The sequence below is a fragment of the Geodermatophilus sp. SYSU D00758 genome (assembly GCF_054049955.1).
This window is the reverse complement of record NZ_JBJGYK010000051.1, coordinates 22,111-31,347: the sequence shown is the minus strand read 5'-3', so window position 1 is coordinate 31,347 and position 9,237 is coordinate 22,111. Positions and strand designations below refer to the sequence as shown.

The 9,237-nt window shown below is 76.4% G+C and carries 10 protein-coding genes; 8 read left to right on the top strand and 2 right to left on the bottom strand.

Going from position 1 to position 9,237, the window contains the following annotated elements:
• The first annotated feature begins 356 nt into the window (after nt 1–356).
• Complete coding sequence (locus tag ACI8AC_RS22645) at nt 357–1,229, top strand: hypothetical protein (RefSeq protein WP_456900106.1); 873 nt, start codon at nt 357–359, stop codon at nt 1,227–1,229.
• A gap of 179 nt (nt 1,230–1,408) precedes the next feature.
• On the opposite strand, the gene ACI8AC_RS22640 is transcribed toward ACI8AC_RS22645, so the two are convergent.
• The gene (locus ACI8AC_RS22640; RefSeq protein ID WP_456900105.1) at nt 1,409–2,584 is read right to left on the bottom strand and encodes a glucose-1-phosphate adenylyltransferase family protein; all 1,176 of its coding nucleotides are present in this window, start codon (nt 2,582–2,584) and stop codon (nt 1,409–1,411) included.
• Between the two features lie 275 nt (nt 2,585–2,859).
• Here ACI8AC_RS22640 and ACI8AC_RS22635 point away from each other — a divergent pair, with 275 nt between their 5' ends.
• From ACI8AC_RS22635 to ACI8AC_RS22610, 6 genes are all read left to right on the top strand, one after another.
• Nucleotides 2,860–3,954: a protein-glutamate methylesterase/protein-glutamine glutaminase gene (locus tag ACI8AC_RS22635; protein WP_456900104.1), complete on the top strand. Its 1,095-nt coding sequence runs from the start codon at nt 2,860–2,862 to the stop codon at nt 3,952–3,954.
• Entirely contained in the window at nt 3,951–4,775 is an 825-nt protein-coding gene (locus ACI8AC_RS22630; RefSeq protein ID WP_456900103.1) for a CheR family methyltransferase, read from the top strand. Before ACI8AC_RS22635 ends, ACI8AC_RS22630 begins: the two co-directional genes overlap by 4 nt.
• Before the next feature lie 2 nt (nt 4,776–4,777).
• The gene (locus tag ACI8AC_RS22625; RefSeq protein WP_456900102.1) at nt 4,778–5,161 is read left to right on the top strand and encodes a response regulator; all 384 of its coding nucleotides are present in this window, start codon (nt 4,778–4,780) and stop codon (nt 5,159–5,161) included.
• Entirely contained in the window at nt 5,158–5,670 is a 513-nt protein-coding gene (locus ACI8AC_RS22620) for a chemotaxis protein CheX (protein ID WP_456900101.1), read from the top strand. Before ACI8AC_RS22625 ends, ACI8AC_RS22620 begins: the two co-directional genes overlap by 4 nt.
• A 10-nt stretch (nt 5,671–5,680) precedes the next feature.
• Nucleotides 5,681–6,043, top strand: a complete 363-nt coding sequence (locus ACI8AC_RS22615; protein WP_456900100.1) for a response regulator — start codon at nt 5,681–5,683, stop codon at nt 6,041–6,043.
• Nucleotides 6,044–6,122: 79 nt separating this feature from the next.
• Nucleotides 6,123–6,614, top strand: a complete 492-nt coding sequence (locus ACI8AC_RS22610) for a hypothetical protein (RefSeq protein ID WP_456900099.1) — start codon at nt 6,123–6,125, stop codon at nt 6,612–6,614.
• Between the two features lie 219 nt (nt 6,615–6,833).
• On the opposite strand, the gene ACI8AC_RS22605 is transcribed toward ACI8AC_RS22610, so the two are convergent.
• Complete coding sequence (locus tag ACI8AC_RS22605) at nt 6,834–7,247, bottom strand: ATP-binding protein (protein ID WP_456900098.1); 414 nt, start codon at nt 7,245–7,247, stop codon at nt 6,834–6,836.
• Between the two features lie 223 nt (nt 7,248–7,470).
• Between ACI8AC_RS22605 and ACI8AC_RS22600 the strand changes: the two genes are divergently transcribed.
• A complete protein-coding gene (locus tag ACI8AC_RS22600; RefSeq protein ID WP_456900097.1) occupies nt 7,471–9,162 on the top strand; it encodes a SpoIIE family protein phosphatase in 1,692 nt (563 codons plus the stop codon).
• The last annotated feature ends 75 nt before the right edge of the window (nt 9,163–9,237 follow it).

The window sequence follows — 9,237 nt, the reverse complement described above, 5'->3', positions numbered from 1 at the left end:
GCCGGCGCCGCTGACCCGGTCAGCCACCGAGCGGGACCGCCGGCCGGTCGGCCGGGGCCGGTGCGGGGGCGCGGCGGGCGGGCCCCCCCCCCCCCCCCCCCACCCCCGCGGCGCCGCCGCCGCCCCCCCGGGCCGCCCGCCCCCGGCCCGGCCCCCGCCCCACCCGCGCAGGGTGGGCGGGGGCCGTCGTCGTTTCTGGTGACCGTGCGTGACCGGGGAGACGCCCTCGGGCGTCGGCGCGCACCGGCCCCCGGGTCGCCGTCCGACCATCGGGTGACCTGCGCGTGGCGGGGTCCGCCGACCCCGGACAGCATGGGTGCACCTCACCTCGGGGGACGCGAAAGGGAGGTACTGCCGTGCCGTACTCGCTGGTCAGCGCTGCCACCCTGGGTTTCGACCTGGTCCGGCTGCCCCGGGGCCGCGCGGCTGCCGACGTCCTGCTGACCGGCCTGGTCGCCGACGCCGCGGCGCTGCGCGCCCTGGCCGAGGTGCACCCGGCCGCGGGTCGGGACCCCGCGGAGCGCGGCGCGCTGGCCGTCCGGGCGCGGCGGGCCCGCGAGCTGGCCGCCGCCGTCCCACAGCTGCGCACGGCACCCACGGGGGAGCGGGCCGCCGTCCTCGTCGCCCAGCTCGAGCGCAGCACGATCGGCGACGTCCGCGCCGTCGAGCGGGTGCTGCGGGACGACGTGCTGGGCCCCGAGCACCCGGCCACCGACGGGCTCGACGAGCAGACGACGGCCCTCGCCGCCGATGTCCTCGCCGACGCCGTGGTGGGGGAGTGGGCCGCCGACGTCCTGCCCCCGCTGGTGCACCGCCGGCTCTGCGGGCCGCTGGCGCTGGCCCGCGACACCGGGCTCGTCCCCGCCGACGGGACCCACGACCTGGGCCCCGCGACCGAGGAGGTCCGCGGGCTGCTGACCGCGCTCGGCGAGCTCGACGAGGACGGCCGCGCACGGTGGCGGGCCGCCGTGGACGAGAACCGCGCGCTGCGCCGGCCCTGGGCCACCGCGATGCACGAGGCGTCCTGGGCCGCGCACGTCTCCGGCCGCACCCGGACCCTGGCCACCGCCCAGCTGCTCGCCGTCCGGGCCTTCGCCGACGCCGGCTTCGACGCCTCCGACGGGGCGGCCGGCGTCTGGAACGCGGTGGCCGGCTGCGTGCAGGGGATGGTGATGGCCGACCTGCTCGGTGCCGACGCGCTGGCGGTGCTGCTCGCCCCCGTGCGCTGATCACGGGCGTCTCGCCGGGGACACGACCCGACGCGGATCACATCATCGGCCTCGCGGCCGCCACCGCGGCCAGGTGTCGTCCCGACCGCCGCTGAGCCCCGCCCGGGCCTCGTCGCGGGAGCCTCCGGCCCCCACTCCTCGACCCGGTACCCCGGCGGGGCCGGCGGGTGGGCTCGGCATCACGGCGGCTCGGGCAGCCGCCCGCCCGCGGGGACCTCGCTGCCCGCGGCGACCTCCGCGCGACGGCCCACGAGGGTGATGTCGCCGTCCCCACCGACCGTGGCCCGCTCGCCGACGACCACCCCGTCGTCGAGCACCGCCCGCCGCACGGTCGCGCCCGCGCACACCCGGGCACCGGGCAGCAGCACGGAGTCGACGACGGTCGCCCCGGCCTCCACCACCACCCCCGGGGACAGCGCCGACCCGCTGACCGCGCCCGCGACCCGGGTGCCGCCCGACACCAGGCTGTCCTCCACCGAGGCGCCCCGCAGCACCCGCGCCGCGCTGCGCCGCCCACCCCTCGTGTGCACCGGCCAGCGCGGGTCGTCGAGGTCCAGCGGCGGCTCGGGGTCGAGGAAGTCGCGGTGCGCCTGCCAGTACGCGGGCACGGTGCCGACGTCCCGCCAGTAGCCCTCCAGCGGGTGGGCCCGGGCGAGCCCGTCGCGGGTCTGCGCCGGCAGCAGGTGGCTGCCGAGGTCCTCCAGCCCCTCCTCGCCGAGCTCCCCGGCCAGCGCGTCCAGGCGGTCGAGCGTCGGGCCGGGGGAGAACACGAACACCTCGTTGGTGGCCGTGGTGGTCGCGGGCTCGTCCGGCTTGTAGGCATACCCGGTGACCCGGCCGCCGTCCCCGACCTCGACGATCCCGTACCGGGAGGCGTCGTCCGCGGCGACCTCGGTGGTCACCATCGTGACCTCGGCGCCCGACTCGCGGTGGGCCTCGGCCACCGCCCGGTAGTCCAGCTTGTAGACGGCGTCGGCGCTCACCACGACCAGCGCGTCGGGGGCGGTCTCGCGGACCAGGGGGGCCTGCCGCCACAGCAGGTTCGCCGTCCCCGACACCCACCCGCCGCGCTCGGTTCCCTGGTAGGGCGGCAGCACGAGGAGCCCGCCGTCGGTGCGGTCGAGGTCCCAGGGCCGGCCGTTCGCCAGGTGGTGGGCCAGGGACGTCGGGTGGAACTGCACCGACACCCAGACGTCGCCGACCCCGGAGTGCTGGCAGTTGCTCAGCGGGAAGTCGATCAGCCGGTAGACCCCGCCGAAGGGGACGGCGGGCTTGGCCCGCTGGTCGGTGAGGAGCTCCAACCGGCCACCGGCGCCGCCGGCGAGCACGAGGACGAGCACACGGGTCAGCGCCATGTGCCGCGCGTACCCGGTCCGCGACCGCGCCACGCGGGCGGGGCGGCACCGGTCCGCGCGCGTGCGGGGCCACGTGTCGACAAATGGAACGGAATGGTCGATGACCGCCATTCTGCGACCTTCGAAAATTGTCTCGGGAATCGTCCGCGATCCGCTCAAGGAGCACCCGGCACCGGCCGACAACACGGGGGAGAGGTGCACCCGCGCCCGGTCCCGCCGGCGCCGCACCGCGGTGCGGCGAGACCCGGCGGACCGCCCGGGCAGCAGGAGGACGGATGGACCCGATCAGGGTGCTGGTGGTGGACGACTCGGTCGTCGTGCGGAAGATCGTCACCGACGTCCTCTCGGCGGACCCGGCCATCGAGGTCGTGGGGACGGCCGTGAACGGGCGCATCGCGCTCGCCAAGGTGGAGCAGCTCAAGCCCGACCTGGTGACCATGGACATCGAGATGCCGGAGATGACCGGCATCGAGGCGGTGCGCGCCATCCGGGCGACCCGCAACCGCGTGCCGATCATCATGTTCAGCACGCTCACCGAGCGGGGGGCGGCCGCGACCCTCGACGCGCTCTCCGGTGGCGCCGACGACTACGTCACCAAGCCGGCCAACGTGGGCAGCGTGGCGCAGTCGATGGAGCGCGTCCGCGAGCAGCTCATCCCCAAGATCAAGGGCCTCACCGGCCGGCCGCCGGGCCCGGCGCGGGCCGCGGCCCCGCCGCCGCGTCCCCCGGCGCCCCGGCCCGCGGTCGAGCAGCCCGCCGTCCTGGTGATCGGGTCCTCGACCGGCGGCCCGGAGGCGCTCGCCCGCGTGCTGCCCCAGCTGCCGGCGTCCTTCCCGCTGCCGGTGCTCGTCGTGCAGCACATGCCGCCGGTGTTCACCCGCCAGTTCGCCCAGCGGCTCGACCGGCTCTGCGCCCTCCGTGTGCTGGAGGCCGTCGACGGCAGCCCTCTGACCCCCGGCACCGTGCACCTGGCCCCCGGCGACCACCACCTGACCGTGCGGGCCACCGGCCGCGGCCCGGTCACCACCCTGACCCAGGGCCCGCCGGAGAACTTCTGCCGGCCCGCCGTCGACCCGCTGTTCCGCTCGGCCGTCGACGTCTTCGACGGCGCGGTCCTCGGGGTCGTGCTCACCGGCATGGGCTCCGACGGCCGGCAGGGCGCCGGGCGCATCCGCGAGGCCGGCGGCGCCGTCGTCGTCCAGGACCAGGCGACCTCGGTGGTCTGGGGCATGCCCGGCGCGGTCGCCCAGGCCGGCTTCGCCGACGAGGTGCTCCCGCTGGAGCGTGTCGCCGAGGCGGTCACCCGCCGCAGCGGCGCCCGCCCCGGCGTGCGCGCCGCCGTCCCGGCGACCGCCGGAGGACGGCGATGACCCTCACCGCCACCGGGTTCGACTACGTCCGGCAGCTCGTGCACCGGGAGAGCGCCATCGTGCTCGCCCCGGGCAAGGAGTACCTGGTCGAGGCCCGCCTGCTGCCCATCGCCCGCCAGCTCGGCATGCCCGACGTCGGCCGGCTCGTGGACGAGGTCCGCGCCCGGCCCAGCGCCGAGTCCACCCGGCGCATCGTCGAGGCCCTCACCACGAACGAGACCTCGTGGTTCCGGGACGGCGACCCGTTCACCGCCCTGACCTCGACCGTGCTCCCGGCCCTGCTGTCCGCGCGCGGCGCGGCCGAGCGGCTGCACGTCTGGTCGGCGGCCTGCTCCAGCGGGCAGGAGCCGTACACGATCGCGATGCTGCTGGAGGACGCGCTCCCGAACGCCGCCTCCCGGGTCGCGATCACGGCGACCGACCTCTCCCGCGAGATGGTGGCGCGGACCCGCGCCGGCCGGTTCAGCCAGCTCGAGGTCAACCGCGGGCTGCCGGCGCCGATGCTGGTGCGGCACTTCACCCGCGCCGGCACCGAGTGGGAGGTCGCGCCCGCGCTGCGCCGGATGGTGTCGGCGAGCGAGTGCAACCTCGCCGCGCCGCTGCCGCGGATGGGCCCCTTCGACGTGGTCTACCTGCGCAACGTCCTCATCTACTTCGACCTGCCGACCAAGCAGGCGATCCTCCGGCGGGTCCGCGCGCTGATGCGCCCCGACGGGTGGCTCTTCCTCGGCGCCGCGGAGACGACCCTGGGCGTCGACGACTCCTGGGAGCGGGTCGTCATCGGCCGCAGCTCCGCCTACCGCCCGCTGAAGGGGGCCTGATCGTGCGTGCTCTGGTGATCGACGACTCGCGCGCCATGCGGCGCATCGTGGGCGGGACCCTCGAGGGCTTCGGCTACGAGACCCGGCAGGCCGGTCACGGCCAGGAGGCCCTCGACGTGCTGCACGGGGGCTGGGTCCCCGAGCTGTGCACCATCGACTGGAACATGCCCGTCATGGACGGGCTGCAGTTCGTCTCGGCCGTCCGCGCCAACCCCGCCTGGCGGGCGGTGACCTTGATGATGGTCACCTCCGAGGGGGAGCAGGGGCAGATCGTCCGGGCCCTCGCGGCCGGCGTGCACGAGTACGTCATCAAGCCCTTCACCGCCGACGCCATCCGCGACAAGCTCGCGCTGCTCGGCCTGCTGCCGCGGGAGGCCGCCCTGTGACCGAGACCCGGATCCCCCGTCGCCGGGCCGGTGACCGGCCGCCGGTCGTCACCGCGCTGCTGGACGGTGCCGTCGTCCAGGAGATCGCCGACCAGGCGTGGGCCGCGCTGGTCGGCGAGGAGGAGGTGCTCGTCCCGCTCCCCGGTGAGCTGCCCGCCGACGCGGTCAGCTCCTGGGTGGAGGTGGTGGGCCCCTGGACGGGCACCGTCGTCCTCACCTGCGGGCGGGGGACCGCCGCGGACCTCACCCGGGCGCTGCTGCGCGAGCACGCCCCCGGTGAGCTCGAGGCCGAGGACGTCGAGGACGCCCTCGGGGAGCTCGCCAACGTCGTCGGCGGCAACGTCAAGGCCGTCCTGCCGGGGCCGTCCGTCCTCGGCCTGCCCGAGTTCGGGACGGCGCCGGCCCCCGGCGCCCCCGCCGACACCTGCCGCGTCGACCTCCTGTGGCGCGGTCAGCCCCTGACCATCACCGTCCAGGGCGCCGCCCTGGCGCCCGAGCACGAGAACTGAGGTGCCCTGAGTGAAGATCCTGGTCGCCGACGACAGCCGCGTCATGCGGCAGATCGTCATCCGCACCCTGCGCCAGGCCGGCTACGACGACCACGACATCGTGGAGGCCGAGGACGGCCGCGACGCCTACGACAAGGTCCAGGCCGAGCAGCCGGACCTGGTCCTGTCCGACTGGAACATGCCGAACATGACCGGGCTGGAGTGCCTGGAGGCGCTGCGGGCGTCGGGCTCCGGTGTCCCCTTCGGCTTCGTCACCTCCGAGGGGTCGGCCCAGATGCGGGAGAAGGCCGCCGACGCCGGCGCGCTGTTCCTCATCGCCAAGCCGTTCACCGAGGAGACCTTCCGCGACGCCCTGGACGGGGTGATCGCATGAGGCGCGAGCTCGCGCGCGCCGCGGGTGACGGAGCCACCTACGTGCGAGCGACGACGACGAGCGCCAGCGAGGAGGCGGAGTGAGCACGGTGGTCCTGCCCGCCGCCAAGGACGTCCGGGACATGCTGACCGGCCTGCTCGGCAAGCCGGTCTCCGTCCAGCCCGGCGACCCGGTCACCCCGACGGACAAGCGGCCGGCGTCGGTCGCCGTCTACGTCGACCCGCAGATGGCGGTCAACGCGCTGTGCGTGATGGACCTGCCCCTGTCGGCCTGGACCGGCGGCGCCCTGGCGCTGCTGCCCCCCGGTGGTGTCCAGGACACCGTCGAGGAGGACGGCGAGCTCACCGCGATGCTCACCGAGGCGCTGCACGAGGTCGTCAACGTCCTGTCGGCGCTGTTCAACGTCCCGGGAGCGCCGCACTCGAAGCTGTACAAGCTCTACGCCCCCGGCGACGACCTGCCCGCCGACCTGGCCCAGATGGTGGTCGCGTTCAACCGGGTCGACCTCGCCGTCGAGGTGCCCGGCTACGGCAAGGGCTCGCTGTCGCTGGTCGTCCCCTCGGGCGCCTGACCCGACCCCGGACGCCCCGGGGTGGCCGGAGACCGCTCCGCCACCCCGGGCGCACACCCCGACGACGCCCCGGAGCCCCGCTCCGGGGCGTCGTCGCGTCCGGCGGGTGGGGCAGGGCCGGCAGGGGGCGGCCGGCGTCCGGTCGTGGTTGCACGTGGAACAGCCGACCGGTGCGAGAGCCGGGTGGGCGGCCGCCCGTCAGCCGCCCGTCAGCCGCCGTCAGCCGTGGTGGAGGGCCGGCGTCCGCTGGTCGGTCGAGGTGGGCAGGCAGGCCCACACGTGCTTGCGGTCGGCGTCGACGTACCACCCGTGGGCCACCGCCAGCCGGGCGACGAGGTAGAGCCCCAGACCGCCCTGCGCCGGGTCGCGGTCGACCGCCGGGGTGGGCATCGACCCGGGGTCGCGGTCGCTGACGTCGAGCAGCCAGCCTCCGCTGCCGGCCACCACCGTGGCGACCACGGGGGACAGGCCGTGCCGCAGCGCGTTGGAGGCCAGCTCGTCGAAGGCGAGGACCAGCCGCTCGGCGGCGTTGTCCTCCGGGTCCCGCGGGTAGCCCACGCCACCGAGACGGGACCGCAGCACGGCCCGGGCCGCGGGGAGCTCGGCGACGGTGCGGAGGTCCCAGCGCCACACCTCACCACGGCCGTCGGGCAGGGGCCGTAGCGGCCATGCCAGTCGACCCACTGCGTCGTCTCCGTCCGTCGCTGTCTCCGACGGTCGCCAGGGTGCCCACCCGGTCCGCCGCTCAACCCTGCCGGTGGCGTTTCACCCCGCCGGGGTGAGACGGGTCTCCTCCCCCGGGGGCCACCCGATCGCGCGGCGGGTCGCGCGGCCCCGATGAGGCAGAGTGTGCGCCATGGTCGGCGACGGCACCCCGCTCCCGTCGCACTCCCTCCTCGTCGAGGCGGTCGAGGGCATGGAGCGACCGCTCTTCGTGCTGGACGCCGACTGGCGGTTCCGCTACATCAACCCGGCGGGGGCGCGCATCCTCGGCCGGACGGTCGAGGGGCTGGTCGGGGAGGACGTCTGGGCGGAGTTCCCGGAGGCCGTGGGCAGCCGTTTCGAGCACCTCTACCGGTGCGTGCGGGCGACCGGGGAGCCCGGGAGCACCGAGGAGTACTTCGCCCCGCTGGACACCTGGTTCCGCGCCGACGCGGTGCTGACCGACGCCGGGCTCGTCGTGACCTACGACGACGTCTCCGCCCGGCGCCGCGCCGAGGAGGAGCGGGCCGCGGCGGTGGCCGCCCGGGAGCAGGCCGCGGCGGCGGCCGCCGAGGCCGCGGTCCGCGCCGAGGAGGCCGGCCGCCACCTCCTGCTCCTCGGCGACATCAACCTGGCCATGTCCTCGGCCGCGGACGTCGACGAGGCCGTGGACCGGCTGGCCCACCTCGTCGTCCCGGTGCTGGCCGACTGGTGCCTGGTGAGCGTGGTGGAGCCCGACGGCACCCGGCGGGACGTCGGGCGGGCGCACTGCGACCCGGAGATGGTCGCCGCCATGCACCGCTACGCCGACGCGCGGGTGCGCACCAACGCCCCCAGCGCGCCCGTGCCGACCTCCCTGCGCAGCGGCCGGCCGGTCGTGATCCGCCGGCTGACCGAGGAGCACGTGTCGGCCATGATCAGCGACCCGGCCGCCCGCGAGGCGCTCGCGCCGCTGCAGCCCTCGGCCGTCGCGACCTTCCCGCTGGTCGCCCGCGGTGAGGTCATCGGGGCGTTCACCCTCGTCAACGGCCCGGAGCGCGGCCCGCACACCGACGAGGAGGTGCGGACGGCGGAGATCGCCTCCCGCCGGGCGGCCCTGGCCCTCGACAACGCCCGGCTGGCCAGCGTCAACCGCGAGGTCGCCGAGCGGCTGCAGCTGAGCCTGCTCTCCCCGCCGGTGCAGCCGGAGGGCCTCGAGCTGGTGGTGCGCTACCGCCCGGCCACGCGGGGGGTCGCCATCGGCGGTGACTGGTACGACGCCTTCCGCCAGCCGGACGGCGACACGGTCGTGGTGATCGGGGACGTGATGGGCCACGACATCGAGGCCGCCGCCGCGATGGGCCAGGTCAAGACGCTCGTCCGGGCCATCGCCTTCGACCGGCTGGAGGAGCCCGCGGGCGTCCTCGGCCGGGTGGACGCCGCCCTCGTGGGGCTCGGGGTGCCGTCGATGGCCACGGCGCTGGTCTGCCGGCTCGAGCGCGACGGGGAGGGCGGGCACCGGCTGCGCTGGGCCTCGGCCGGCCACCCCGCGCCCATGCTGCTCCGGGGCGACGGCACCGTGACCGACCTCGACGTGCCGGTCGGCCCGCCGCTGGGCATCGGCTGTCGGCGGGAGCGGGCCGACGGCGTCGTCGCGCTCCCGCCGGGGTCCACGCTGCTGCTGTTCACCGACGGGCTCTTCGAGCGCCGCGGGACGCTGCTGGACCAGGGCCGCGACCGGTTGCGCGCCCTCGTCGCCGACGGGGCCGGGCTGCCGCCGGCCGAGCTGTGCGACCGGCTGCTGGCCGAGCTGGTCGCCGGCGGGGTGGAGGACGACGTGGCGCTGCTCGCCGTCCGCGTCCCCTGAGCGGCTCCTCGACCGGTCCGGACCGGGCCCGGGCGTGCTGGAGCGGCCGCCCTTCAGGTGCCCGAGCCGAGCCTG